Below are 26125 nucleotides of genomic sequence, written 5' to 3' on the forward strand. Positions count from 1 at the left end.
CTTATCCCTCCCTGTGTTTCAGACGGACGGTGACTTTAAAATATTCCCCCTCCATACTGTCAATGCTCATGCCGCTGCCTTCCCCGTACTCCAGAACGATTCTCCGGGCCAGGTTCTGAAGGCCGTTGTGCTCAGTCTTAATCTCCTCGGAGGCCAGCATGGTCCGCAAGGTCTCCAGTGTGGTCCGTGGAACGCCCGGCCCGTTGTCCTCCACGGTCAGCACCATGGAATCCTCCTCGCACCAGCCGCGGATGGCCACGGCGATGTCCATTCTCTTCTTAAAGCCGTATTTGATGCTGTTCTCAATCAGCGGCTGGAGTAAAAGCTTTGGAACGTTGTAGCGGTTACACTCCTCCTGAATGTCGATGCTGCACACAAACCGGCTGCCAAAACGGGTATTCTGAATGTAGAGATAATCCTGGATATACTCCATATCCTCGTACAGCGGGACATCGTGCTTGGTGTTGTTGATGCTGTACCGCAGAATGTGGGTGAAGCGCTCAATCAGGTAAGCGGCCTTGTCCGGCTCGCTGAATATCAGGTATTTGATGTTGTCCAGCGTGTTGTAGATGAAATGCGGGTTGATCTGGGTCTGGAGATTGCTCATCTCGATCATGCTGTTTAAGCGAATCAAATCAGTGTTTCTGGTGTTCAGTTCATTGATGCTTTTCACCATCCGGTTGATATGGTTGGCGATCTCCTCGAACTCGTCACCGGTCGATATGGTGACCGTGTGGCCGCTGTCCCCGTGGCGGATTATCCGCAGCTCATCGGCCAGCAGATTGACGGAGCGGGCATTTCTCTCGGCCATGCCCCTGGTCAGCCGCAGGGACATGAGAAACCAGAGGACGCCCAGGAAAATGATGGTCAGGATACCGATTCCCATGTAGGGAACATTTTTCGGGTAATAGATAAAGGAATAGAGAATCACCGACGGTCCGGGCAGCTGCCGGCTGGATATCAGGTAGCGGACGCCGTGGATGGACGTCATGCCGGTGTTGTCGGCGGGCCGGTATTTGTTGCCGTTTCTCTCCTTTAGAAAGCCCTCTTTGGAGCAGTGGATGATATCCCCGTTTAATGTGGTGATAATGCTGTCGTACTGGTAGTCGGTCAGCAGCTTGCCCCAGTCCCGGCCGTTTAAGTAGATGGCCGCGTATCCCACCGGTTTTTCCGAATCAGAATCCACGTCGTAGAGCGGTTTGGTGAAGACATACTCGGAGGTGTCACCGGAGAAGTAGTAGACCGTGCGGTAGATATCACCGTCGTACTTTAAGGCATTTTCCCCCACGATTTGATTGAAGGCAATCCGGTGGAGATTCATGGATTCACTGCTGAAGGAGGTGTAGATGATATTCCCACTGTCGTCCGTGAGTATCAAATCGATGGTGACCGGGTTGGTGAGATTGTATTTGCTGATGGAATACTTGATATCCTTTCTGTCGTCCTGGCCCCGTATATTGGCGAGAAAATTGTTCATATTGTCCGCGTCATTCAGAAAATCCGTGGCGGTTTGGTAGGTATCGTCAAAGGTTTTGCTGAGAAAGTCCAGGTGTTTCTGCACGTTGAGACGGGTATTCATATAGTTGATTCCGAAAATGGCGGCAGAAAAAAACAGGCATCCAATCAGGACCAGCAGAAAAATATTTTTCGTTGCTTCCCGTTCCAGCTGCATCTGAAACGTGTTTTTCTTTTTTGGGGTGTGCTCTGACATTGACATCACCTTTCGTATCCGGACGGCTGTGCCGCTCTTATTGATACTTATTATATATAAAATAAGAAAATACTTCAACCGATGACGCCGGGGAATATTTTATGGAAAACTGCTCACAATAAAACCTGTACAAAGGAAGTACAAAACAGAAATAGGTGAGTCCATGGTAGAACCGAGTAAGAAACTGAAGAAAATTATATTAATTGTGGGAGTTACGGGTGCAGTTTATCTGATTCTGAAATATTTACTGCCCCTCGTAATTCCCTTTTTACTTGCATATGGCATCGCCCTTCTGCTGCGGCCCTCCGCCGGCTGGCTGGCAAAGCGGTGCCGGGTGAAGGTGCGGGGAAAATATTACGGAATACCCATCGGCCTGATAGGAGTTCTGGAGCTGCTGGTGGTGATGGGGATACTTGGCTGTGGGCTGTACTTCGGAGGTCGGAAGCTGTACGCGGAGGCCGGTATGCTGATGGAGCAGATACCCCTTTGGATAGAGGCGCTTGACAAATGGCTGACCGGAATCTGCCACCAGATGGAGGTGGTCTTCTGCCTGAAGCGGGGCTGCCTGGTCCTTCTTGCCAGGGAAATGCTGCTGGGTCTGGTGACCTCCATAAAGAGTACGGCCATGCCATATCTCATGGTGAATTCCATGACCATCTTCCGGGGTGTCATCCAGATAACCGTCCTCTGGGTCATTCTGATTATCGGGGTAATGCTGTCGCTTCAGGAGATGGATGCCTGGCGGGAGAGATGGTCCCATTCCGTGTTTCAGAAAGAATTTAACATGATAAGAAAGAGGCTGAGGGTGGTGGCCAACGCCTTTTTGAAGACCCAGGGCACCATCATGCTGCTGACCATGATTATCTGCACCATCGGGTTCTGGCTGATGGGAAATCCCTATTATATTCTGGGAGGCATTGGCATAGGGCTATTGGACGCCCTTCCCATCTTCGGGACGGGAACCGTGCTGATTCCCTGGGGGCTTTTCACCCTGTTCCGGGGTGAAATCGGCAGGGGAATCATGCTGTTTGCCATCTATATTATCTGTTATTTTTTAAGGGAAATCATGGAAGCAAAAATGATGGGGGACAAGGTGGGCCTATCCCCCTTAGAAACGCTGATATCCATGTATGTGGGTTTGCAGCTGTTCGGCCTTCTGGGATTTCTGTTGGGGCCGATTGGGCTGCTGTTGATTGAAGATATTGTGCAGTCGGTGGATTTATAGGCGGTTGACCGCTTTTCTCAGTTCCGGACCGAGGAAGGAGGCCGCGATGATTTTCACCAAATCGCCGGGCAGGTAGGGGATGACGCCGGAACCGAGACCTGCCAGAAAGCTGATGCCCAGCTGGTGGGACAGCCACACCGTTCCAACCAGGTTGCAGACCAGGGCGCCCAGCACCATACCTGCGATGGAAGGCCCCTTTTTTGCATGATATTTATCAATAAAATAACCGGCAATCAGTACCATGAAGAAAAAACCAATCAGGTAGCCGCCAGTGGGACCGGCTACCTTTCCCATGCCTCCTGAGAAGCCGGAAAATACGGGGAGGCCGGCGATGCCGATTAAAAAATAAATCACGTAGCTGATGAAGCCGTTTTTCATTCCCAGTACATAGACGGCTAGAAAGAGCGCCAGGTTTCCGAAGGTGACGGGCACCGGGGAAAAGGGAATCGGGAGAGCTATGGGGCTGAGAATACAGGTGACAGCCGCCATCAGACCGATTAGGGCCAGCTCTCTGGTGGTGAGTAGTGATTTGCTCATATGTAAAATCTCCTTTTTTATGAATTTATGGTGATTATATAAGATAATGAGATGATTGTCAACCAAAATATGAATAATGGTTAACAATTGGAGCGCGGCGAATCTTGCGGATATTTGACGCCTGTGATTGCGGTGTGGTATGCTATCTTTGAATTTATCGTTCATTTGGTTTGGGATATTGATGTAGAAATTTTGATATAGAAATTATAGAAATGGCTGGCTGGCCGGGGAGAGAATCGATTATGACAATCAGACATTTGGAAATATTTGTTACTGTTGTGGACTGTGGCAAGATGAGCCGGGCGGCGGAGAAACTGTACATCACCCAGCCGTCCGTCAGCCAGGCCATCCGGGAACTGGAGGATTATTACGGGGTCCGCCTCTTTGAGCGGCTGTCAAAGCAGCTGTATCTGACGGACGAGGGGCGGACGCTTCTGTCCTATGCCCGCTATATCGTGGATTCCTTTGAGGACATGGAGCTGACTATGAAGAACAGGGGCAGCATCGGAAGACTGCGCATCGGCGCCAGCGTGTCCGTGGGGACCTGCCTGCTGGGGGAGAAGCTTAACTGCCTGGAGGCGAAGCTGCCGGGCATCGAGACGGAAATCACCGTCTGCAACACCTCCGTGATAGAGGAGATGGTGCTGAAAAGCGAGCTGGATGTGGGACTGGTGGAAGGATTCGTGGACAGCGGAGACATTGTCCGCATCCCGTTCTACGAGGACGAGCTGGTGATTGTGGTGGGCCGTTCCCATCCGCTTTACGGGCAGAAAAATCTGACACTGTTCTGCTTAAACGGGCAGAACTACATTTCCAGGGAGACGGGGAGCGCGGAGAAGAACCAGCTGGAGCAGATGCTGAATGTGAAAGAGATGAATTTAAAACGAATCTGGAGCTGTACCAACACCGAGGCGATCAAAAACGCGGTGATGGAGGGGCGGGGATTCGCCATTCTGTCGAGAATGATAGTAAAAAAGGAAGCCGCGGAGGGCTCCCTTCAGATAATTTTGGAAGAAAACAGTATGAAGCGTGATATCCAGCTGATTTACCACAAGGACAAATACCTGTCGGAGGGGCTGAAAACCTTTCTGGATATCTGCCGGAATCAGAACACCAGGTAGGCCAGTGTCCCAACCAGTCCGCTTCCGAAAATGATGGAGATGGCGCTGGCTTTCCATTTGCGGAGGATGAAGAGACAGCCCAGGAAGAGGACGAGCTCAATCCAGCGGATGTTGGCCAGCGATACGGAAAAGATATCGCTGTTAAAGAGGGCCAGCATCAGGATTGAAGCTCCGGCCGAGCCAATCAGCGCCACAACGGCGGGCCGCAGGGAGGCCAGCACCGTCTGAACACCGCTTAAGCCCCGGTATTTATAATAGAAGTGAGCCAGCGTCAGACAGATGATGAACGATGGGATGATACAGCCAAGTGTACACAGAATAGCGCCCATGGGACCTGCCAGCCGCATTCCCACAAAGGTGGAGGAGTTGATGGAGATGGGGCCCGGAGTCATTTCCGCAATGGTAATCAAATCTGCAAATTCTTCCATGGTCATCAGCCGGTGGATGTTGACCACCTGGGACTGAATCAGTGGAATTGCGGCATAACCGCCGCCCACGCTGAACAGACCAACCTGAATAAAGGCAAAAAATAATGTCAACAATACGCTCATTCTACCACAACCTCGCTTTTCTCTTTTTTCTTATAGAAGGACACTCCCAAGTCAGCCAGACCGATACCCAGACATATGAGGATCACCGTCATGGCGCTGACGCCCAGCAGATAGGTGCTGGCGAAGGCGGTAACCATCATGGCAATATAGAGGAACCGTCTGGTGGCGCACACATTTCCCGCCAGATTGATGACCACGTCACAGATCACCGCCGCCACACCGGCCCGCATCACCTGGAGGGCGATGGCAATGTAGGTGTTCTCCCGGAACTGCTGATAGAACACGGAAATCAGTGAGATAATCACCATCGGCGGGATGATGGTCCCCAGCACCGCCGTCAGAGAACCCAGCACGCCGTGCATCCGGTACCCGATGATAACCGAAGCATTGACCGGCAGCGGCCCCGGCGAGGACTGGGTGATGGCGGTGATGTCTAACATCTCATCCTCCTCCATCCAGTGCAGCTCCTCCACAAATTTCTTTTTCATAAGCGATACAATCACAAAGCCGCCGCCGAAGGTACAGGCGCTTAAGGCAAACATGGATTTGAATAGAATCCACAGGGTTTTTAAATCAATTTTCTTTTTCATACTCTGCTCCTTTTTGATGTCTTGTCGTTGATGCCCATTGTACGATGGAATGTGGTATAAGTAAAGAAAGTAATAATTATAAAAATGATAGGTAAATACCTATGAATGGAAAAAAGTTCCAATTTTATATGTGATTCGACACTTGCAATTTGGGCTGTTAACGATTAAAGTGGAAGAATAACAACATAGCAGAGTGAAATAACTCAGAGAAGGGGGCTTTTTTTAATATGAGAATGCGCAAAAATATGAACCCGATAACAAAAGAGGTATTGGAAGCGTATCGAGGATATCTGTATGACGAGGAGCGAAGCCGGGCCACGGTGGAGAAATATCTCAGGGATGTGAGGAAGTTTGCGGCTTATCTGGAGGAGTATGGGGGCGGAGATGAGAGGGAGGTTGTGAATAAAGACAGGGTGCGGGAATATAAGCAGTATTTAAAGGAAAATTATAAGATTGCCAGCGCCAATTCCATGCTGGCGGCTATCAACAGTTTCTTTACATATATCGGGCATGAGGAATGGAAGGTGCGGCTGTTTAAAATCCAGAGGGCGGCATACTGCCAGCCGGAGACGGAGATGACCAGGCAGGATTACAGGGGGTTAATCCGGGCGGCGCGGGAAGCTGGGGATACCCGGATGAGTATGCTGTTGCAGACGGTTGGCAGTACCGGTATTCGAATCAGCGAATTGAAGTACATCAGTGTGGAATCATTGGAAACCGGACGCGCCGAAATCTATAATAAGGGGAAATCACGGGTAGTGCTGCTTCCGGGAAAGCTGGTGGATATGTTAAGGAAATATTGCCGGAAAAAGGGAATCCAATCGGGGAGTATCTTCATCACCAGAAATGGCAATCCCATGGACAGAAGCAACATCAGCAAGCGGATGAAGCGGCTGGCGGTGGAGGCGGGAGTGGATACTGCCAAGGTATTTCCACACAATCTGAGGCATCTGTTTGCCAGAGTGTTTTACAGCATGGAAAAGGATGTGGTGCGGCTGATGGATTTGCTGGGACACTCCAATATCAGCACGACGCGAATCTATACCGCAGGGACCGAAGAAGAACCCAGGCATCAGCTGGGGCGGATGAATCTGATACTTGGATAGGTTCTAATGGTTCGGAAAAATAAAAATACCCCATAATATGTATTATGCGGTATCTATAAAAGATTCTGAAGGTCATTTCCTTCGTAATTAAGTCTATTATACCCACTTTCGTAAAAATTGCAAGGTTTGAAATGGAAAAAAATGTGAAATTCAATCCGATAGACGCAAAAATGTGGGGATTTGGGCATGAAATGTGGTGATGGGGCTTTTTGAGCCGAAATCGCCTGTTTGTCATGCTTTTATTTATGAGAGCAGGTTCCTGCATTCCGGAAAATCATGTTTTAAGTTCTTAAATTCGTTTTTTCAACATCAAAATCCATCTGATTGACAGGAAATGTGCTGCCTGGCGCCCTGGTGATTCCGGTCGAATACCACGTAGTACATATTATGAAGTAAAGAGAGGTGCCAGTCCGTGGAAATGGCCGAGAGCAGAGGGAAATCCCGGAAGAGCCAGCGGAAAAGCCGGGAGAAAAAAGAGAAACGGGCATCCCATTTCCGCACGGTTTGGTTCGGCGGTTTTGAGGAGGGGCAGATGATCTGTTACCTCTGGGAGATTGTGAAATCCCTGGAAACGGGCCAGGCTGCCGGTGCGTCCGGACGGGACAGGCTTCGGAAGCTGGAGAAACAGATGCGCGGCCGTGTCCGCGTCGAAATGCGGAGATATTTCGCAAGACGACGAAGGAGAACAATTCGGACGGTGGCAGGGCTTCTGGCGGTGGCGCTATGTGTGAGTGTGGTGTTTGTTTTTCTGATTGGGGTCGACAGAGTGTCCGGGACGTCCATGTATCCTTATTTAAATGATGGAGACTGGATTGTATACAGCCGGATTGGGAAAGAACTGCGGCGAGATGAAGTGATGGTGTTTGAAAAGGATGGGGAAAGTATGGTGAAGCGGATAGCCGGGCTTCCGGGGGATACGGTGGAAATCAATGCCTCAGGAAGCTGTGTGATAGTCAACGGGGTTCAGGTGAGAGAGGACTATGTGACGCTGACGGACGAGGATAAAGAGAAGGCGGAGGATGAGATGGGGATGCCATTGACGGTGATGAATGGACAGTACCTGGTGCTGGGGGATAATAGGACCGTGTCAATCGACAGCCGTGACAGCAATATCGGGACCGTGCCGGAGGAAGCGGTGCTTGGCCGGGTGATATGGATAGTTCGGGCCGGGCGGTGAGTGATGGGAAGGGATATCAGGGAAGAGATATCAGAGATTTTTGGGATGGAAGGATAAAAGTCGGAGGAATACAGGATGAGCCATTTTAGATTACATTCAAAAACGAAAGGGAAGGACCGTCTGGGGTATTGGTTGATAGGGATCGTCTGCGTTCTTGCTGTGGGTGGGATTGGATATGCGGCCCACAGCATAGGAACAGCCAGCGCTAAAAGCCGGGAGAAGATATTGATCTATACGGAGGAGGAGCTGGAACAGTACCTTTTGGATGAGGAGAGCGAGGAATATAACCTGAATGGGAGATACCAGCTGGAAGAGGATTTGGAGCTTGGATGGCTGTGGAAGTCCATCGGGACGAATGTGGAGCCGTTTACCGGAAGTTTTGATGGAAATGGACATGTGATCAGCGGTCTGACGAGACCTCTGTTTGGCGTGATGAAGAAGGCCAGAGTGGAGAACCTGTTTCTGAGCGAGACCATGATTACGAATCCCTGTACTTACTACGATGGGGAGCATTATGTGGATGGTTATGGGGCGCTGGCGGCCTATGTGGTTGACTCTGAGATAGCCAACTGTGGAATGGGAGGAGAGATACAGGCATCCAATCCGGTAGAGACATGGTACCAGATTGAGAAGGCGAGTCCGGCAGAGGCGTTGGAGAGGAAAGAACTGGAGACGACGGAAGAGGTGACGGAGGAGGTCATTGGGCCAGCGGGAGATGAGACGCCAGAAGGGACGGAGACGGAAGTGAGGGGGCCCGGAGTTGGAGGCGGAGCAGAGAATGGCGGGGCAGAAGGAAGCCAGCCGGAGAGCAGCGTGGAAGAGAGCAGCCAAGTGGAGAGTGGTCAATTCGAAAGCAGTTTTTCGGGGAGTGGTCAGCTCGAAAGCAGTTCGTCGGAAAGCAGCCAACCTGGAGGCAGTCCATCGGAGAGCAGCCAGTCAGGAAGCAATCCATCGGAGAGCGGCCAGTCAGGAAGCAATCCATCGGAGAGCGACCAGTCAGGAAGCAGTCCGTCGGAGAGTGGCCAGTCAGGAAGCAGTCCGTCGGAAAGCGGCCAGTCAGGAAACCGTCCGTCGGAAAACAGCCAGCCTGGGGGCAGTCCATCGGAGAACAGCCAGTCTGGAAACCGTCCATCGGAGAACAGCCAGCCTGAAAGCAGTTCATTGGAAAACAGCCGGCCCGAAAGCAATCCATCAGAGAACGTCCAGTCAGGAAAACATCAGGAAGAGAGTGTGCAGACCGATAAAACTCAAGCGGACAATTCCATAGATGAGCCGGATGAAGAACCCGAGACCGTAGCCCTTCAAAAAATAGACAGACAATACCGAATGATGAAACTGTCTGAGGTGATAGGACCTGACATGGAGGCAGACCTCGCAGAGGCAACCCCATCCGATGCCCAGGAGGTTCACGAACCAAATACAGCAACTCCGTCTGAAGCAGAGGAGGAACAAGAAAACTCCTACATGGGAGGAGATGGCGAAGCCCTATACCTCGCCGTAACTGCCGACCGTATAGCAGCCGGTGGCCTGATAGCACAGATGGAAGGCACGACAACCGTTACAGACTGTTTTACCTGTGCAACCATCATTACCCAGATAGATGCAGACACCTGGACAGGCGGTTTCGCCGGAAGGCTGGGGGAGGCAGTGCATTTGGAGAACAGTTACTCTTCCGGAGTTCTGGATGGCTGTGACAGAGTTGGCGGGTTTGTGGCGGACAATCAGGGAAGAATAGAGAACAGCTACTCTTCCACAGCGCTGACCATGAGCGGAAGAATCCGTGGTGGTTTTACCGCGGAGGGCGGCGGCCAGCTGACTGACTGTGTATATGACTGCCAGATGGCCAGCGTCGATGATGAGAACGGACAGGAGACCGAAACTATTGGCGTGGAACCATTGACAGCATCCCCCACAGACAGTGCCACCATATCCCTGGAAGCCAGGAACACCATTCAGATGTCAGGAATAGAAGAATACATACCCGGAACCTGGTACCAGACAGACAATGCTTACCCCCAGATAGAATACTTTGCCCTGCACGAGAACCAGACAATCGCGGACTATTCCAGAGTATCTGCAGTCACCCTGATTCTGCCAGAGAGCATGACCCTCCGGAATATAACCCTGGAAGAAGGCCAGATTATCCTCCCGGAGGAGATGGATGGCCAGTCAATCATGTGGAGCGCAGAAGGAGATATCCATATTGATGATCATTATCAGATACAAATGGGAAGCAGGGCCGATGACGCACCGGAAGCAGCAGAACCGTCAGAAACCAAAATGCCGCGAGGTCCTGGAGTAGAAGTATCAGAAGAAACAAAAGTCTCCAATGACTGGGGCTGGGAGAACTCTGCGGCCTTATCCATGAAGGAAAGACTGTTAAAAACCTCCTCCTACGAAAGTCAGGAGATAAAAGAATCAGAGCCAGAACTAGAACCAGACAGCACAACTCCGAAAAAAGCTCAGATTAAAGCGGTTTCAGGCGTGGCAGCCAAGATTTATCCACTGGATATCAATCCACTGGCAGACGAAGAGATTGGCGTCATCTATGAGAACTGGAACGCCGTAGGGGAGGCAGTCTACAACGATACAAATGGAATGGGAATCTATAAACCTACAAAAGGAGACGGAAGCACCAATGACCCTTTTGAGATTGGCACTCCCGAGGCGTTGGCATGGTTTCGATATGCGGTCTATGCTGAGACGAGGACCTACTGGTGTATCGTGCTGACAGCTGACCTTGATATGAACGGAGAGAAATATAATGATGGCGCCGGAAAACTACAATGGATGGGAATAGAGACCTCACACACGGTAAAGCAAAGAGGGTATGCTGGTACTGTTGATGGTGGTGGGCATGCATTATCCAATTTCTATTCCTCAGATGGATTTATTGGTGGTGCTTTTGATGGTACGGTACGGGATTTTGGAATAGAGAGTGGAGAGGTGAGTGGTGGTTCTGCAGGAGGAATTGCAAGAGAGACTGTGTATGTAGAGTTTACTGGCTTCAGGACAAGAGCTGTTTTTGAACGCTGCTATAATAAGGCCAATATCACGGCCACAGGGGCCGGCTATCCATATGCAGCAGGAATCGTAGCAATAGCCAGGGAAGGCACTAGGATAATTGATTGTTATAATACAGGAACGATAACAGCTGTATATAAAGGTGAATGCCGGGCAGGCGGAATCGCAGCTTACGCGCCAACGATTGTAAATTGTTACAACACTGGCCAAGTTACTATGGATGGAAGTCCAAACAGCACCCTTGCAGATGGCGTGTCCCCCGGTGGTTCGCTCACAAATTGCTATTCGCTGGAAGGCATGGCGGCTGGGAAACGAGGGATTATAAGGACAGAGACCCAGATGAAATCCTGGGCATTTGCCTATAAATTAAATGGCGAAAAGATGGACGGCGCCTGGAAATATACGGAAGGCAAAACTCCGGGATTTGGGACACTTGATGCCGCCTCCAGCTGGAGCGCCGTAACGCAGGGTGTCACGGATGGCTTCATTACGGCAATCGCAGCGTCAGATGACGGAACCGGTTTTTATGCCATTGATACCGCAGATAAATTGGCTCTGTTTGCCCGGGATGTAAATGCCGGCACCAAGTCAACGGCAAATGCAAAGCTCACCGCAAACATCGACTTGACGGGCACCAAATACGGTGGAATCTCCGACGCTCCAGTCCCATGGACGCCCATAGGAACCTTGGACAATATTTATCAGGGGAATTTTAATGGCAATGGTAAAGTGATTGCCAACATGAAGGTAGAACAAGCTGGTGTCGGTGGCTTGTTTGGCTATGCAGGAGGCGGAGCCTCCATAGAAAAATTAGGTCTGGATACCACCTGTTTGGTAACAACCACGGCCCCCGCCGCTGACGCTGATTCAGGAACCGCCGCGCTAGTAGGAGTTGTGAAAAATACCGGCAGTTCCAGCATGCAGATTTCCATAACCAGCTGTTACAACCGTGCATCTGTTTCCGGCCACAGCAGCTACACGGGAGCATTTGTCGGACATACCATGAATGTAAATGCATCCGGCACGCACATAATCAGCAACAGCTTTACAACCGGTCCTCTTAAGACGAGTTCCGGAACCATAGGGGCCATTGCCGGCAATTTCCCCAGCACGGCAAGCGCGGCAGGAATTCAATATTGTTACTGGGATAAGGAGACCAGCAGCGATACCACCCTGAATGCGGTGGGACTGGAATCGACCGCACAGACATCGGTCAGTGGAAAAACCACCGGTGAGATGAAGGCAGATGCCATTCTCAGCTTATTAAATACAGGTTTATCCCCTGCCGTCTGGGTACGGAGCGATGATATAAATAACGGCTACCCCTCATTTCATACGGCGCTGGCTGAATATACCGACTGGGCGGCGGTAGGCGCTGCGGCCCCGGAACCCACATACCGGTATGCGTCCGGCACCATAACACCGGGAACTGTGGGGAACCCATATCTGATAAAATCCCCGGAGGACTTAGCCTGGTTTGCCTATCAGGTAAATCAAGTGAATGGCCGGAATAATCTATGTGGAAAGTTGATGAGCAATATCAATCTGTACGGTTCCTTTTACAACGGAGAAAATTCCTATGACCCGTCTGATTCGTCTGCAACGCTTGATAAGGCATTGAAGTGGGTTCCTATTGGTAGTGTAAATACAACAGGAAAAACGTATACAGGAACCTTTGATGGAAATGGTTATACGGTTTCTGTAATAAGTATAGAAGTTGCAACGGATGGAACTGCCGGAGTATTCGGCATTCTTGGAAACAATGCCAGAATCACGAATCTTGGAATCGGGAAAGGTCCGGTCCAGCTGACCGGCTCCTATGCAGGAGGAATCGTCGGTTACATCGAAGGTCAGGATGTGGCGGTGACGGGCTGTTGGAACGAAGGGACGCTGATGGGAAGCGGTGTGACTGCTATCGGCGGCATTATTGGAAGCACGGGAAACACATCTGACAAAGTCGTGGTGAATGGCTGTTATCATGCGGGCACGGTTACCAGCCCGGATTCCGGGGCTTATATAGGAGGAATTGTTGGAGAACTTCAGGCAAAAAGCGGGGGAACCGCATCCGTCCAAAACAGTTATAACCGAGGAATCATAGGAGGAAATGAAGCAGCAGGATGGGGAGGAGGAATTGTTGGACTCCTCACGACAAACGGAATTGTAAAACAATGCTACAATGCCGGAAATGTGAAAGCGGCGAAGGGTGCAAACGCAATCGTCGGAAACGGAAATACAGCTGCCGTGAGTTACTGCTTTTATGATAAGAACTATACGGTAGATAACGGTACCACAGGCATAACCGGTGTAGTTCATAAAGAGTTCGCGGCCTGGGGAGCGGCTTACGGCCTAAACGGAGAACGGCTGATTCAGGAAGATTCGGAAATCTCCTGGACCTATGTGGCCGGGAACGAATACCCCACCTATGGAATTCTTCCGGGAACTGAGAACTGGCAGGATGTTGGTCAGGCAGCAGCGGCCGGATTCATAGCGATAACAGAACCAGCAGGCTCTGCGGATACTTCTATGAAAATTGAGACGGCAGAGCAGCTGGCCTGGTTTGCCTGGAAGGTCAATACGGGCGCCGCTCTTGCCACCCAGAACATAGAATTGACAAAGGACATCAACCTCTTTGGAGAAAAGTATTCCGGATATACCGGTGAGAAAGACCTTACCAATATAGAAAAGGCGGTGAATTGGTCTCCTATCGGCAGTGAGGCATACCCCTACAAGGGGACATTTCATGGTGGAAAATGTGAGATTGATGGGATGTATATCAATGGTGACAACTATCTTGGCCTGATAGGAGCTGCGATGTATCCGGCTAAGGTAAAGGAAGTGGGAATTGGCGCCAATTCCAAAGTAATCTGCCACAATAATTTTGGCGGCTTGCTGATAGGCGCTATCATGGTTACAAACAATCCGGTAGAGATTACCAGCTGTTATAATCTGGGAACGATTGTCGGCATGGGAGGGACATATATTGCAGCTTTTGTCGGTGATGATAATGGAAACAGTACTCCCAATTCAGCAATCCTTTCAAACTGTTATAACGCGGGTGATACCACAGGGTTTGCCAGGCTGAGTGTGGGTACGATTAATAACTGTTATACGGATATATCGGTAAATAGTAAAAATATAACTTGTGAGAATAAATATGGAAGCGGTTTAAAGGGTATGACCACAGATGAAATGAAAACCAGTGAAATGGCAGCTTCCCTCAACACCTTTAGCGGAACCTTGAAAACCGGAACGGACAGAGTCTGGTACACCAGTCTGGACACCGAAAAGACCAAAGGCTATCCGACCTTCCAGGCGCCGACAACGGTACAAGTAACCTTTACGCCGGATACCATGGGAGAAAACGGGACGGCTGAGACATTACCGGAAAGTCTGAGTATTCCGGATATGAAGCTGCGGGCGATTGGTCTGACGGATGAAAACTTTACACCGGGGCGTGTACCTGCGTCAGATAAGGATTACCAGCTTGTCACAGAGAGCAGTATCAAAGGGACAGACAGTGGATACGGCAGTTACGGCTATACAAATGCCAACAAAAATGTGGCCGTCAAGGCCGGGACTGTGGATTTGCAGCCAGTGGAAGCGTCCGCCTCGCTGCACAATCCGGTCACAGAGATGGGAACCGTGGATAAAGTATCATTAAACATAGCAGCCGCTTATAACAGGTCCGCCCAGCGGAATCTTTTGTTGGAGGGAGCTTCGGGCAATGAACGTTATGAAATCTGTATTGCCATAGCAGGTGTGACGAACAAGACCCTAAGTGTGACAGTGCCAGTCAAAGTCCCCATAGAACTGAGTCCCGATGGGACGAAAAAGACCAGCCACAGCGCCGACCTGACACTGACTAACAATAATGTGTACCCGATTGCCGGCAGAATTTTGAGCCTGACGCCGATCGAGCAGGATGGCTATGTTCCTCTGAAGCCAGTAGCCAAAAATGATAATTACGGAAGCACAAAGCAGATATCCGATTTAAATGGAGGAGTGAAACTGGGGATTGAGGATACAAAGACGCCAAGCGGAATAATCCCGTCAGATGGATACTACTACACCCCGGCCAAGACGGGAACTGCGGAAAACTGGATGAGTTACCGGATAAAAGGAAAAGGGTCTCTCCCTTACCGCTATTTCATAGAGTACGAGGCCAACCCGTACTACCGGGATACCAATACCTACGGATTCACGGTAAATTACCAGTTCGGCATATCGGAACAGGACGCGCCCGCCGTAGCCGCGGTCGTTGGAGACGGGGTGAGCAGCTGAGGTTATGGTGGAGAGGAAAAGAGATAACCCCGGTGACGGGAAGTCCAGAAAAAAGTCCAGGAAGATGTGGCACAGAGTTATCACAGTGGGAATGTTTCTTGTAATCCTGACAGCGGCCGGCTGTGGCGGGATGGCGCTGCGCAGCCAGTGGACGGCCATCCAGGCCAGGCGTGATTTCCAGCCGGACAGCAATGCCAGGGATGGAACCATTTATCCGGGGGAAACGCAGCAGGTGGAGGAAGGCAGCTTCTGGGTGCTGGTGAACCAGCTGCCTACCGTGGAGGAGGGAAGCCGGGAGTGCAGCATCCGGTATGAGAATCCGGTAGCCAACCAGTACAGCGCCAGAATCAGCCTGTACCTGAAGGAGACCGGAAACCTTCTCGGCAACACCCGCCGGGTGGACCCGGGGAAATATGTGGAATTTCTTCATCTGAAAAAGGAACTGTCCGTGGGAGAATACCCGGTGCGGGCGAATCTGGAACTGTTCGAAGGAGAACTCCCGGCCGGGACGATGTCGCTGGATATGGTTTTGCGGGTGACAGAGAAAGGCAGTAGTGCCGATGACAGCCAGGAGACCGGAAACATCGGAACCGGTACACAGGAGAATGACAGTACCGTAGACAACGAAAGGAAGGAAAGACAGGATGAGGGAGAGTAAAAAGCGAGGCAGACATATAAACCTGCTGGTAATTGTCCTGTCGGTGGTATTCTGCCTTGGAGTGGCGGGGGCGGCCGGATATTATGTCCTGACTTACAGCCGGGAGGCGGAAGCCCGGACCACGCCGGAGCCGCTGGTGGCCGAAGGAAATGTGAAGACGGGAACCCTCAACGACCCGGAGAAACGCCAGCAGGAGTTAAACAGCGTGGTGGAGGAAGGCATGATGATATTCTCCATCAATGCGACCCCGTTCATGACAGACGGAAAAGGAAAGGCCAACCTGATGGTGGAGAACCCGCCCAACAACGGGAAGCGGTTCACCGTAACCATCCAGAGGGATGACACCGGGGAAGTGATATACAAGTCCGGCTACCTGGACCCGGAGCAGTATATCGATGAAGTCCCGCTGGATGTGGAGCTGCCAAAAGGCGAGTACGCCTGTACCGCCTATTTTGATGCCTACCGTCTCAGCGATGACGGCTACATAGGAAGAGCCGGGGCCCAGATTACCCTGTATGTGCTGGAATGATGGGACAGCCCTCAGTTCAAAGCAGAAAATGGAGGTGGACGACTAACGTGAGCAATACAGCAGAAGAAATGGAAGAGGGCCAGAATAAATCCAGCCAGAGCGGAACGAGAAGAAAAAAAACGGAACGCATTCGCCCCATCCGCTGGGGCACAGTGGCAGTTATCTGCCTGTGCTGCATGATAGGCGCCGGGTCCGGCGTGTACTTCATTTACCGGACAAGCGCATCAGAGCCGGCCCCAGGTCTCCGTTACGAGGCAAACATTGTCAGCGGTGACATCCCCGGCAAGACAAAAGAGGAACGCCAGCGGGAATTAAACAGTGTGGTGGAGGAAGGGATGTTAAATATGTCCATGAATATCACTCCGGCGGGACAGGTAAATGGAAGCACGAATGAGCGCTCCATCAACTGGCTGATCGAGAATCCCTCCAACCAGGGAAAACTCATCCGTGTGGAGGTCACCCGTGACGATACGGGAGAAAAAATATACGAGACCGGAGCCATCCGCCCGGGAAACTACGTGGAATCGGCCCCGTTGGACGTCAGGCTTCCAGCCGGGGAATACGCCTGCACCGCCGTCTTCTTTGCTTACCAGGAGGACACCGAGGCCCTGATTGGCCAGGCGGCGGTAAAAATCAAGCTGACATTACAGGAATGAAAGGAGTTGATGGCCATTGAAAGCAGGCAAACCGAACAGGCGGATGGGAATGGCAGCTCTGACAGCAGGCTGTGCTCTGTGTGCCACGACGCTGACACTGGCACTGATACTGGTCCAGGCGCCACCGGCCTACGCCAGCCAGAACGCCCAGGAAACCAGAACGGAAGAGGTTACCTTCAATCCCGAGGAATCATCCAGCGCGTCAGCGGATTCCAAGGTAACCGGACACATCCGCGTGGAGCTGATATCCGTGGTCATGCCGGCCGGCGGTCTGGAATTCCAGGTAGACACCAAAATCCCGTTCCAGGTAGATAACCCCGGAGCCCAGATTCAGAGTCCAGGAATCCAGATCAGAAATCTCTCCGTAGTGCCGGTCAAGCTGGAGATATCCCAGGTGGCGGAGATAAAAGACGAGGACGTAAAATTCTCAGAGAAGTTCTCCGACCAGGTCGAACAGTCCTTTCAGCTTGTAGACAGAATCTCCAGCGTGGGGGCCTCAGGAACTGCCATTCTGGTTTTGGGAGAAGAAAACAGAAGATACAATGAGGCCAGCTTTGAGAAAGATGCTATCATGCCGGGAAAGAAAAACATTTTCATCACGGACATACCGGCGGAGGAGGCCAGGACCCTGAAGCTGTACGGAAAAGTAGCCCCGGACTTCTACGGGGAGTACCAGTTCACCGTCCGCCCAACCTTAAAAATCAGTGCAATCCAGGCGGACCCGTCTGATTGAAATAGAAACACCAGGAAACAAAAATAAAAAGGGATTTAGGAGGAAAAGAAGATGAGAACAATGAGGGAAGCAATATTGTTAACGGCGGCGATAGGGATGACAGTGACAGGAAGCATGTCGTCCTATGCGGTGACAGAGGCGGCGGCAACGGCAGTGAGTTATACGGAAACAAATCTCGCAGATGGGGGAGGAGCCGATTCTGTCATCACCGGGCATATCAAAATAACCAACATCAGTGTGAAAGTTCCGATTGCATCAAGTTTCGACATCGACCCCAACGTGAAAATAAAGGCCAACGATTCCGCGACAACCCAGATGGGAGGGCAGGCGGATAACTATACCATTACCAATCTGTCGACCGTACCGCTGGAGATTTCCATCACGGCAGTAGCTCCGGGAGTGGGAGTGAATCTGGTAGATACGGTTAGTGACCTTGGCAGTGCAGACAAAAATGTTCTTTTTGCAATCCGTGAAGCCAAGGAAACACCGCCAACTCTGCCGGGTACAAAAAATAATAAGATATGGATGAACAAAACAGATATAAAAAAGGAAGCGCCTTATTATGTAAAGGGCGATAAGGCATACACCATCGAGGCAGCAGATACATCAGCGACACCTAACGAAGAGACAAGAACGGATGTCCTGAAGATGAAAGTCTATGCGGCAACAACACGTGGCTGGAAATCAGGGAATAGTTTCACCATTACCCCAACCTTCACGGTATCCCTGCAGACAGAAGCATAGACGTCGTAATCAGCCGATAAAAAATAGAACAAAGAAAAAGGAGGCCCCAATATGACAACCAGAATCCCATGCACCCCATTCGGCAAGAAAATGAAAATCGCAATGGTAGAACAGGACATCCCCCAGCAGGAGCTGGCGAAACGCCTCGGCATCGCCAACTCCACCGTCAGCGACATCATTTACGGCCGCAACCAGTGTGAGCGCACCAAGGAACGTATCGCAGAAACTCTCGGAATCAAAGGATAGACGGACCGATAACTGCCGAAACCACACCCACACTTGACAAAGCCCTCAAAATGCCGTAAAATCAACAATACGCAAGTAAATTTGAATCATGAACAGGCGAAGAAGAGGACTATTAAGCGGACATACACGCAGAGAGGGAATCATTAGGTGTGAGATTCCTGTGTCACTGGAGGCCCAACCTGCCTTGGAGCCCTGTATGAAAATACAGCGTGAATCCGGCGTTAACGGGTGAAAAGAGAGTGTTCTGGCAACAGACACTAATTAGGGTGGTACCGCCGATAGCAAACGAGTGTGAGCTGTTCGGTCCCTTGTCACATGGACAGGGGACTGAGCGGCTTTTTTGTATATCAGAATTGAATTTAACAATGGGCTTAAGGAGCTTAGAAAGGAGAACAATGAAGTTATATCATGGGAGTAATGTAATAGTAGAGAAACCGATTATAAAAGATAATCTCAGAGCATTAGATTTTGGTGCGGGCTTTTATCTGACAACGAGTGAAGCGCAGGCAGTTCGATGGGCAAAGTCAGTTGTGAGGAGAAGAAAAATTGGTCAACCAATTGTCAATGTATATCATTTTGAAGACGAAATGCAAACGGGTTTAAAAATTCAGCATTTTAAAGACGCAGATGGTGACTGGCTGGATTTTGTTGTGGCTAATAGAAAACGCAAATCACTGATAGAAAAATATGATTTAGTGATTGGTCCGGTTGCCAACGACTCTACACTTGATGTAATTAATGACTACATGCGTGGCCGATTTTCAAAAGAAATAGCGGTTCAATTACTGATGCCGCAGAATCTGACAGACCAATATGCTTTCTTGACAGAAGAAGCATTACTGCTTTTGAAATTTGAAGGGAGCGATATCGTATGAGAGTAACAGCGGAGAGAATGGCGTTTTATGATGAATATGTAGGAAAACTCATATCTGAAAAATATGCGTTGCCTGAAAAAGCGGCGATAAAATCTTTTTTGCTGTCAGAAACATACAAAATGCTTATGGATACAGAGACGGAGCTCTATAAGGTGAGTCCCTATATATTGTTTGATATGTGGGAAAATGAAAAGATAACAGGAGAGCCTGGAAATTCACAATATATTAGGGAGGACTGAGCCATGAGTAAAGAAAGTGATTTTTTTGTATATTTACTTGAACAGTATGCAGTTTATAAAAAGACAACGGCCGATGAAGTATTAAAAATACTGGAAGAAAAGAATTTAACTGATTTTGTGTATGACATGTATGATGTATATCACACAGAGACATTAGATAATGCCTTTATGGATTTGGACAGTCTTATTGAAACAGGCAAACCGGCTTGGTAATTAATTACGTATTTTGCGTTTTGTAAACGTCTAAATAGATTTCTATATAAGAGAGGAGAACTGTCATGGCGAATGACAAGAAATTAGTGGAGGCAATCACATCTATGGATGTGGATTTTGCCCAGTGGTACACCGATGTGGTGAAAAAAGCAGAATTAATCGATTATTCCAGCGTAAAAGGCTGTATGGTAATCAAACCGGCAGGCTATGCGATCTGGGAGAATATTCAGAAGGAACTGGACAGAAGATTTAAAGAGACCGGCGTGGAAAATGTATACATGCCCATGTTTATCCCGGAGAGCCTGCTTCAGAAGGAGAAGGACCATGTGGAGGGATTTGCACCGGAGGTTGCCTGGGTGACCCACGGTGGACTGGAGCCCCTTCAGGAGAGAATGTGTGTGAGACCGACCTCCGAGACACTGTTCTGCGATTTTTACGCACGCGATATCCAGTCACACAGGGATTTACCCAAATTATACAACCAGTGGTGCTCCGTTGTGCGCTGGGAGAAGACCACCAGACCCTTCCTCCGCTCCAGAGAGTTCTTATGGCAGGAGGGCCACACCGCCCACGCTACCGCCGAGGAAGCAGAGGAGAGAACCGAGATGATGCTGAACCTGTATGCCGACTTCTGTGAAGAGGTTCTGGCCATGCCGGTTATCCGCGGAAGAAAGACTGACAAAGAGAAGTTTGCCGGCGCGGAAGCTACCTATACCATAGAAGCCCTGATGCATGACGGCAAAGCCCTCCAGTCAGGAACCAGCCACAATTTCGGTGACGGATTCGCGAAAGCATTTGATATCCAGTATACGGACAAGGACAACACCTTAAAATATGTCCATCAGACCTCCTGGGGTATGACCACCCGTCTGATTGGTGCCATCATCATGGTGCACGGCGATGACAACGGCCTGGTTCTGCCGCCAAGAATTGCACCGACCCAGGTGATTGTCATCCCTATCCAGCAGCGCAAAGAGGGCGTGATGGAGAAAGCCATGGAGTTGAAGGAGACATTGTCAAACTTCCGCGTGAAGGTGGACGATTCCGACAAGAGTCCGGGCTGGAAGTTCAGCGAGTGCGAGATGCGCGGGATTCCGCTGCGTGTGGAAATCGGGCCGAAGGATATCGAGGCCGGCCAGGCCGTTCTGGTGCGCCGCGATACCCACGAGAAGATAACCGTAGCCCTGGAGGAGCTGGAGTCCAAAGTAGGCGAGCTGCTTGAGACGATTCAGAAGGAAATGTTTGAGCGCGCCAGAGCGCACCGGGATGCCCACACCTACGAGGCCGTAGACTTTGAGACCTTCCAGAAGACCGTGGAGGAGAAGCCAGGATTTGTAAAAGCCATGTGGTGCGGATGCCAGGAGTGCGAGGATAAGATTAAAGAACTGACAGGCGCCACCTCCCGCTGTATGCCATTCAAGCAGGAGAAGCTGGCAGATACCTGTATCTGTTGCGGCAAACCGGCCACGAAGATGGTATATTGGGGCCGCGCATACTAAAAACGGCTGTGCTGACAAGCGAAAGGGCGCTTGCAAGCCCGTTAGAAGAGAGGAGATGGAGCCATTGCAGATACCGGAGGCGGCGGAAGATATCATCAGAAAACTAAATCAGGCCGGATTTGAGGCGTTTGTGGTGGGCGGCTGTGTCCGCGACACCCTGCTTGGACGCCAGCCGGAGGACTGGGATATCACCACCTCCGCGAAACCGGAGCAGGTGAAAGCCATTTTCGGCAGAACCATCGACACCGGCATCCAGCATGGCACCGTCACCATCATGAGGGGAAAGGCCGGCTATGAGGTCACAACCTACCGGATTGACGGGGAGTATGAGGACGGACGCCACCCTAAATCCGTGGAATTTACCTCCAACCTGATCGAAGACTTAAAACGCCGGGATTTCACCATCAACGCCATGGCATACAGCCACGAGGCGGGGCTGGTGGATGCCTTCGGCGGCATGGAGGATTTAAAGCAGAAGAAAATCCGTTGTGTGGGAAGCCCGAAAGAGCGGTTTACGGAGGATGCCCTGCGGATATTGCGGGCCGTCCGCTTCTCCGCCCAGCTGGGTTTTGAGATAGAGCCGGAGACGAAGAAGGCCATCACGGAGATTGCGCCAAACCTGATTCACGTCAGCAAAGAGAGAATCCAGGTGGAATTAAGCAAGCTCCTCCTCTCCGCCAACCCGGACTATATCCGTGAAATGTACGAGACCGGCATCAGCCCCTACGTCACCCCTGGTTTTGACCTGGTGCCTGGGGAGAGCATTTCCATAGACAGCAGTCTTCCGGCGGACAAATCCCTCCGGTGGTCGGCGTTCCTGCGGCTGACGGACGAAAAATCGGCCGTCCGGATTCTCAAAGATTTAAAGATGGACAACGACACCATTTCCAAAACAGGAACGCTGGTGCGGTGGTGGAACCGGCCAATCCCGGCGGACAAAGCGGAGATTCGCCGCATCATGAGCCAGATGACGCCGGAGCTTTACGACAATCTGATACTCCTGAAACAGTCCGTGGGCCTGGAGCAGCTGGAGGAAGTGGTCCGGCTGTCCGGGGAGATACGAATGGCCGGGGACTGCATCAGCCTAAAGACCATGGCAGTCACCGGGAGAGACTTAATAGAAGCCGGCATGAAGCCAGGCCGGGAGCTGGGCGTCGTCTTAAACCACCTGTTCAACCAGGTGCTGGAGCACCCGGAATACAACACGAAAGAATACCTGCTGAAGGAGTTTGTAAACCGGCAGTAGAATAGAAGAACCCTCAGGGACCGGGCGCATTGCCTGGTCCTTTTTGACTCTTTCCCCCGTGTCCGAAGATTCCTGCATATTCCGGAAGCCTGACACATACCCTAGAAGTAGCTAGTAATCAGGGCGTTTGGAGGGGTGGATGTGAACGAGAAGTATGTAGAGGCTTTGCCACAGTATGACCTGGAAGTCGGGAATGTCAGAAAGGGACGCAGCGGGTGGCTCTGTGAGACCGGCCAGGGCATCAAGCTGTTGAAAGAGTATAGAGGAACCATGAAACGTCTCGAATTTGAGACCCAGGTATTAGGACAGGTCAGGGAAGCCGGCAGCGTCCAGGTGGATGCGTACATCCGCACCAGTCAGGGGGAGCTCATATCCCTGGCTGAAGATGGGACCAGATTTGTCATGAAGGACTGGTATCTGGATAGGGAATGCAATCTAAAAGATAGAGAAGAGATACTGGAGGCCGTCACCCAGATAGCCAGACTCCACAAAGTATTTCAGACCATCCCCGTGCAGGAGGAGTGGAATCTTGGCTCCATCATGGTCCAGCCCATAGACCAGGAGCTGGAACGCCACAACCGGGAATTGCAGCGGGCCCGTAACTATATCCGCGGCAAGCGGAAGAAGACCGAGTTTGAACTGTGCGTGATTGGCAATTTTCAAATGTTCTATGAGCAGGCGCAGAGAGCGCAGGAAGGGCTGGAAGCTCTTTGGAAAGAAGAGGAAGCGTCCAGGGCTTTTTTATGTCACGGGGATTTGGACCATCACCACGTGCTGATGGGAAACCGTTACGTTGCGATTATCGAGTACAATAAAATGCATCTGGGCAGCCAGATGACGGATTTGTATCATTTTATGCGAAAAGTGATGGAGAAGCAGGACTGGAACCAGTCGCTGGGGCTCGATATGCTGAAAGCCTACGACAGAATTCTCCCTCTCGGCACCTGGGAGCGGAAATGTCTCTACTACCTGTTTTTATACCCGGAAAAATACTGGAAACAGATTAATTTCTACTTCAATGCCAACAAAGCCTGGATACCCGCCAGAAATGTGGAGAAGCTGTGTCATCTGGAAGAGCAGATGGACAGCCGGAATCAGTTTTTGTCGAAAATTAAATAGGGGGTTTCCGCTTTATTTTTTGGGCCTGATAAGGTATAATGAGGAGAAGGGGACAGGACTTTCCAAAGTACTGGCCGAAAGAGACGGGAAGGGAGTAATTTTATATGAAAGATTACATGAAGATTTATGAAGAATGGCTGTCTAATCCATACTTCGATGAGGATGCGAAAGCGGAGCTTAGAGCCATTGCCGGAGATGAGAACGATATCAAAGAGCGTTTCTATATGGATTTGGAATTCGGCACCGCCGGACTTCGCGGAATTATCGGCGCCGGCATTAACCGCATGAACATCTATGTAGTCCGCAGAGCGACCCAGGGTCTTGCCAATTATATTATCAAACAGGGAGGCGCTTCCAAGGGAGTGGCCATCGCCTACGATTCCCGGCGTATGTCACCGGAGTTTGCCGATGAAGCGGCACGCACACTGGCGGCCAACGGCATTAAAGCATATAAGTTCGAATCCCTGAGACCGACTCCCGAATTGTCCTTCGCCGTGCGCGAGCTTGGCTGTATCGCCGGTATCAACGTGACGGCCAGCCACAACCCGCCGGAGTATAACGGCTACAAGGTATACTGGGAGGACGGCGCGCAGTTCACACCGCCACACGACAAGGGCGTGACCGAGGAAGTGCTTGCCATCGAGGATTTGTCCACGGTGAAGACCATGAGCGCCGAGGATGCCATGGCGGCAGGGTTATACGAGATTATTGGAGCAGAGATTGATGATAAATACATAGCCAACGTGAAGGCCCAGGTGGTAAACCAGGATGCCATCGACAAGATGCAGGACAGCATCAAGATTGTATACACACCTCTTCACGGCACCGGCAATCTTCCGGTGAGAAGAGCGTTGAAAGAAATTGGTTTTGAGCATGTTTATGTAGTACCGGAGCAGGAGCTTCCGGACGGCGAATTCCCGACCGTCAGCTACCCGAACCCGGAGGCGGAGGAAGCCTTCACTCTGGGCTTAAAGCTGGCCAAAGAAAAGGATGCCGACCTGGTACTGGCGACAGACCCGGATGCCGACCGTCTTGGCGTTTATGTGAAGGACACCAAGTCCGGCAGCTACATCCCGCTGACCGGCAACATGTCCGGCTCCCTGCTCTGTGAGTATGTGCTGAGCCAGAAGCAGGCCAAGGGCGAGATTCCGGCCGATGGACAGGTTATCAAATCCATCGTTACCACCAATTTGGTGGACGCCATCGCCAAAGGCTACAACACCGAGCTGGTGGAAGTGTTGACCGGATTTAAGTATATCGGACAGCAGATATTGAAGGAAGAGACCACCGGATACGGCAAGTACATGTTCGGTCTGGAGGAGAGCTACGGCTGTCTCATCGGCACCTATGCCCGTGACAAGGACGCGGTTTCCGCCAGCGTGGCGCTCTGCGAGGCGGCGGCTTACTATAAGACCAAGGACATGACCCTCTGGGATGCCATGGTAGCCATCTATGACAAGTACGGCTATTACAAGGATGCTGTGAAGGCAATCGGCTTAAAGGGAATTGAGGGGCTTGCCAAAATCCAGTCCATCATGGAGACACTGAGAAATGACGCTCCCAAGCAGGTGGGCGATTATACCGTGATTTCCGCCAGAGACTACAAGCTGGATACCATCAAGGACATGAAGACCGGCGAGGTGAAACCAACAGGACTTCCATCTTCCAACGTGTTATACTATGACATGAACGATGACGCATGGCTGTGTGTAAGACCATCCGGAACAGAGCCGAAGATTAAATTCTACTACGGCATCAAGGGCACGTCCCTGGAAGACGCCGACGCCAAATCAGCAGCACTTGGTGAGGCTGTGATGGCAATGGTTGACAAAATGCTGTAAATTGCAATCACATGATAAATAAAGGCACCGTCCATCCCGCGTAAATTGCGGTGATGGACGGTGCCTTTGTGCATACTATATAAAAAAAGTAATAATATATAATAAAAGTTATTTACTATTTTTAAGATTTGTGATACATCACAATGTAAACCAAAAACAGATGTGGTATAATCAATTATCATAATTACAATAAAGGTGGGAGAT

At 50.7% G+C, this 26125-nt stretch carries 22 protein-coding genes; 18 read left to right on the forward strand and 4 right to left on the reverse strand.

All coding sequences use genetic code 11. The features are described from left to right. Position 1 precedes the first annotated feature (1 nt). Positions 2-1717 carry a sensor histidine kinase gene (locus HMPREF9473_RS02960; RefSeq protein WP_242830769.1) on the reverse strand — a complete coding sequence of 572 codons (1716 nt, stop codon included), beginning with the start codon at positions 1715-1717 and terminating at the stop codon, positions 2-4. A gap of 157 nt (positions 1718-1874) precedes the next feature. Between HMPREF9473_RS02960 and HMPREF9473_RS02965 the strand changes: the two genes are divergently transcribed. Further along, positions 1875-2936 (forward strand): AI-2E family transporter, encoded by a 1062-nt coding sequence (locus tag HMPREF9473_RS02965; protein WP_006778574.1) that lies wholly within the window; start codon positions 1875-1877, stop codon positions 2934-2936. On the opposite strand, the gene HMPREF9473_RS02970 is transcribed toward HMPREF9473_RS02965, so the two are convergent. After that, a complete protein-coding gene (locus tag HMPREF9473_RS02970; protein ID WP_006778575.1) occupies positions 2931-3473 on the reverse strand; it encodes a biotin transporter BioY in 543 nt (180 codons plus the stop codon). The two genes, HMPREF9473_RS02965 and HMPREF9473_RS02970, sit on opposite strands and share 6 nt — an antisense overlap. A gap of 242 nt (positions 3474-3715) precedes the next feature. On the opposite strand from HMPREF9473_RS02970, the gene HMPREF9473_RS02975 reads away from it, so the two are divergent. Continuing rightward, positions 3716-4594 carry a LysR family transcriptional regulator gene (locus HMPREF9473_RS02975; protein ID WP_006778576.1) on the forward strand — a complete coding sequence of 293 codons (879 nt, stop codon included), beginning with the start codon at positions 3716-3718 and terminating at the stop codon, positions 4592-4594. Here the strand turns inward: HMPREF9473_RS02975 and HMPREF9473_RS02980 are convergent. Continuing rightward, positions 4579-5145, reverse strand: a complete 567-nt coding sequence (locus HMPREF9473_RS02980; RefSeq protein ID WP_006778577.1) for a chromate transporter — start codon at positions 5143-5145, stop codon at positions 4579-4581. The two genes, HMPREF9473_RS02975 and HMPREF9473_RS02980, sit on opposite strands and share 16 nt — an antisense overlap. Further along, the gene (locus HMPREF9473_RS02985; RefSeq protein WP_006778578.1) at positions 5142-5735 is read right to left on the reverse strand and encodes a chromate transporter; all 594 of its coding nucleotides are present in this window, start codon (positions 5733-5735) and stop codon (positions 5142-5144) included. Before HMPREF9473_RS02985 ends, HMPREF9473_RS02980 begins: the two co-directional genes overlap by 4 nt. A gap of 227 nt (positions 5736-5962) precedes the next feature. On the opposite strand from HMPREF9473_RS02985, the gene HMPREF9473_RS02990 reads away from it, so the two are divergent. The 16 genes from HMPREF9473_RS02990 to HMPREF9473_RS03065 all read left to right on the forward strand — a co-directional run bounded on the left by HMPREF9473_RS02990 (position 5963) and on the right by HMPREF9473_RS03065 (position 25921). After that, on the forward strand, positions 5963-6841 hold the full coding sequence (locus tag HMPREF9473_RS02990; protein WP_006778579.1) for a tyrosine-type recombinase/integrase: 879 nt from the start codon (positions 5963-5965) through the stop codon (positions 6839-6841). A gap of 412 nt (positions 6842-7253) precedes the next feature. Beyond that, positions 7254-8018 carry a signal peptidase I gene (gene lepB / locus HMPREF9473_RS25920; protein ID WP_006778580.1) on the forward strand — a complete coding sequence of 255 codons (765 nt, stop codon included), beginning with the start codon at positions 7254-7256 and terminating at the stop codon, positions 8016-8018. 75 nt (positions 8019-8093) lie between these two features. After that, on the forward strand, positions 8094-15323 hold the full coding sequence (locus HMPREF9473_RS03000) for a hypothetical protein (RefSeq protein WP_006778581.1): 7230 nt from the start codon (positions 8094-8096) through the stop codon (positions 15321-15323). A 4-nt stretch (positions 15324-15327) separates the two neighbouring features. Then, positions 15328-15981 (forward strand): hypothetical protein, encoded by a 654-nt coding sequence (locus HMPREF9473_RS03005; RefSeq protein WP_034857866.1) that lies wholly within the window; start codon positions 15328-15330, stop codon positions 15979-15981. After that, entirely contained in the window at positions 15968-16510 is a 543-nt protein-coding gene (locus HMPREF9473_RS03010) for a hypothetical protein (protein WP_006778583.1), read from the forward strand. The genes HMPREF9473_RS03005 and HMPREF9473_RS03010 overlap by 14 nt, the downstream gene beginning before the upstream one ends. 47 nt (positions 16511-16557) lie before the next feature. Then, positions 16558-17166, forward strand: a complete 609-nt coding sequence (locus HMPREF9473_RS03015) for a hypothetical protein (protein ID WP_006778584.1) — start codon at positions 16558-16560, stop codon at positions 17164-17166. 16 nt (positions 17167-17182) lie between these two features. Continuing rightward, complete coding sequence (locus tag HMPREF9473_RS03020; RefSeq protein WP_006778585.1) at positions 17183-17899, forward strand: hypothetical protein; 717 nt, start codon at positions 17183-17185, stop codon at positions 17897-17899. 51 nt (positions 17900-17950) lie between these two features. Continuing rightward, the gene (locus tag HMPREF9473_RS03025; protein WP_006778586.1) at positions 17951-18643 is read left to right on the forward strand and encodes a hypothetical protein; all 693 of its coding nucleotides are present in this window, start codon (positions 17951-17953) and stop codon (positions 18641-18643) included. A 51-nt stretch (positions 18644-18694) separates the two neighbouring features. Next, on the forward strand, positions 18695-18889 hold the full coding sequence (locus HMPREF9473_RS03030) for a helix-turn-helix domain-containing protein (protein ID WP_006778587.1): 195 nt from the start codon (positions 18695-18697) through the stop codon (positions 18887-18889). Positions 18890-19284: 395 nt separating this feature from the next. Continuing rightward, positions 19285-19764 carry a DUF3990 domain-containing protein gene (locus HMPREF9473_RS03035; protein ID WP_006778588.1) on the forward strand — a complete coding sequence of 160 codons (480 nt, stop codon included), beginning with the start codon at positions 19285-19287 and terminating at the stop codon, positions 19762-19764. Further along, the gene (locus tag HMPREF9473_RS03040) at positions 19761-20003 is read left to right on the forward strand and encodes a hypothetical protein (protein WP_006778589.1); all 243 of its coding nucleotides are present in this window, start codon (positions 19761-19763) and stop codon (positions 20001-20003) included. The genes HMPREF9473_RS03035 and HMPREF9473_RS03040 overlap by 4 nt, the downstream gene beginning before the upstream one ends. A gap of 3 nt (positions 20004-20006) precedes the next feature. Further along, positions 20007-20216, forward strand: a complete 210-nt coding sequence (locus tag HMPREF9473_RS03045) for a DUF3791 domain-containing protein (protein ID WP_006778590.1) — start codon at positions 20007-20009, stop codon at positions 20214-20216. Between the two features lie 65 nt (positions 20217-20281). Then, on the forward strand, positions 20282-21715 hold the full coding sequence (proS, locus tag HMPREF9473_RS03050) for a proline--tRNA ligase (RefSeq protein WP_006778591.1): 1434 nt from the start codon (positions 20282-20284) through the stop codon (positions 21713-21715). Positions 21716-21770: 55 nt separating this feature from the next. After that, complete coding sequence (locus HMPREF9473_RS03055; protein WP_034857868.1) at positions 21771-22961, forward strand: CCA tRNA nucleotidyltransferase; 1191 nt, start codon at positions 21771-21773, stop codon at positions 22959-22961. Positions 22962-23102: 141 nt separating this feature from the next. Next, complete coding sequence (locus HMPREF9473_RS03060; RefSeq protein WP_006778593.1) at positions 23103-24080, forward strand: phosphotransferase; 978 nt, start codon at positions 23103-23105, stop codon at positions 24078-24080. Positions 24081-24184: 104 nt separating this feature from the next. After that, a complete protein-coding gene (locus tag HMPREF9473_RS03065; protein WP_006778594.1) occupies positions 24185-25921 on the forward strand; it encodes a phospho-sugar mutase in 1737 nt (578 codons plus the stop codon). Positions 25922-26125 lie beyond the last annotated feature (204 nt).

This window comes from Hungatella hathewayi WAL-18680 (genome assembly GCF_000235505.1).
GTDB lineage: Bacteria > Bacillota > Clostridia > Lachnospirales > Lachnospiraceae > Hungatella_A > Hungatella_A hathewayi_A.

Bases quoted from the DNA above. Each gene is read 5' to 3' on its own strand.
- HMPREF9473_RS03030 (WP_006778587.1), top strand. From the start codon at position 18,695: ATGACAACCAGAATCCCATGCACCCCATTCGGCAAGAAAATGAAAATC.
- HMPREF9473_RS02965 (WP_006778574.1), top strand. From the start codon at position 1,875: ATGGTAGAACCGAGTAAGAAACTGAAGAAAATTATATTAATTGTGGGA.
- HMPREF9473_RS02970 (WP_006778575.1), bottom strand. From the start codon at position 3,473: ATGAGCAAATCACTACTCACCACCAGAGAGCTGGCCCTAATCGGTCTG.
- HMPREF9473_RS03045 (WP_006778590.1), top strand. From the start codon at position 20,007: ATGAGTAAAGAAAGTGATTTTTTTGTATATTTACTTGAACAGTATGCA.
- HMPREF9473_RS02975 (WP_006778576.1), top strand. From the start codon at position 3,716: ATGACAATCAGACATTTGGAAATATTTGTTACTGTTGTGGACTGTGGC.
- proS (WP_006778591.1), top strand. From the start codon at position 20,282: ATGGCGAATGACAAGAAATTAGTGGAGGCAATCACATCTATGGATGTG.
- HMPREF9473_RS03065 (WP_006778594.1), top strand. From the start codon at position 24,185: ATGAAAGATTACATGAAGATTTATGAAGAATGGCTGTCTAATCCATAC.
- HMPREF9473_RS02990 (WP_006778579.1), top strand. From the start codon at position 5,963: ATGAGAATGCGCAAAAATATGAACCCGATAACAAAAGAGGTATTGGAA.
- HMPREF9473_RS03005 (WP_034857866.1), top strand. From the start codon at position 15,328: ATGGTGGAGAGGAAAAGAGATAACCCCGGTGACGGGAAGTCCAGAAAA.
- HMPREF9473_RS03010 (WP_006778583.1), top strand. From the start codon at position 15,968: ATGAGGGAGAGTAAAAAGCGAGGCAGACATATAAACCTGCTGGTAATT.
- HMPREF9473_RS02980 (WP_006778577.1), bottom strand. From the start codon at position 5,145: ATGAGCGTATTGTTGACATTATTTTTTGCCTTTATTCAGGTTGGTCTG.
- HMPREF9473_RS03000 (WP_006778581.1), top strand. From the start codon at position 8,094: ATGAGCCATTTTAGATTACATTCAAAAACGAAAGGGAAGGACCGTCTG.
- HMPREF9473_RS03035 (WP_006778588.1), top strand. From the start codon at position 19,285: ATGAAGTTATATCATGGGAGTAATGTAATAGTAGAGAAACCGATTATA.
- HMPREF9473_RS02985 (WP_006778578.1), bottom strand. From the start codon at position 5,735: ATGAAAAAGAAAATTGATTTAAAAACCCTGTGGATTCTATTCAAATCC.
- HMPREF9473_RS03040 (WP_006778589.1), top strand. From the start codon at position 19,761: ATGAGAGTAACAGCGGAGAGAATGGCGTTTTATGATGAATATGTAGGA.
- HMPREF9473_RS03025 (WP_006778586.1), top strand. From the start codon at position 17,951: ATGAGAACAATGAGGGAAGCAATATTGTTAACGGCGGCGATAGGGATG.
- HMPREF9473_RS02960 (WP_242830769.1), bottom strand. From the start codon at position 1,717: ATGTCAATGTCAGAGCACACCCCAAAAAAGAAAAACACGTTTCAGATG.
- HMPREF9473_RS03055 (WP_034857868.1), top strand. From the start codon at position 21,771: ATGGAGCCATTGCAGATACCGGAGGCGGCGGAAGATATCATCAGAAAA.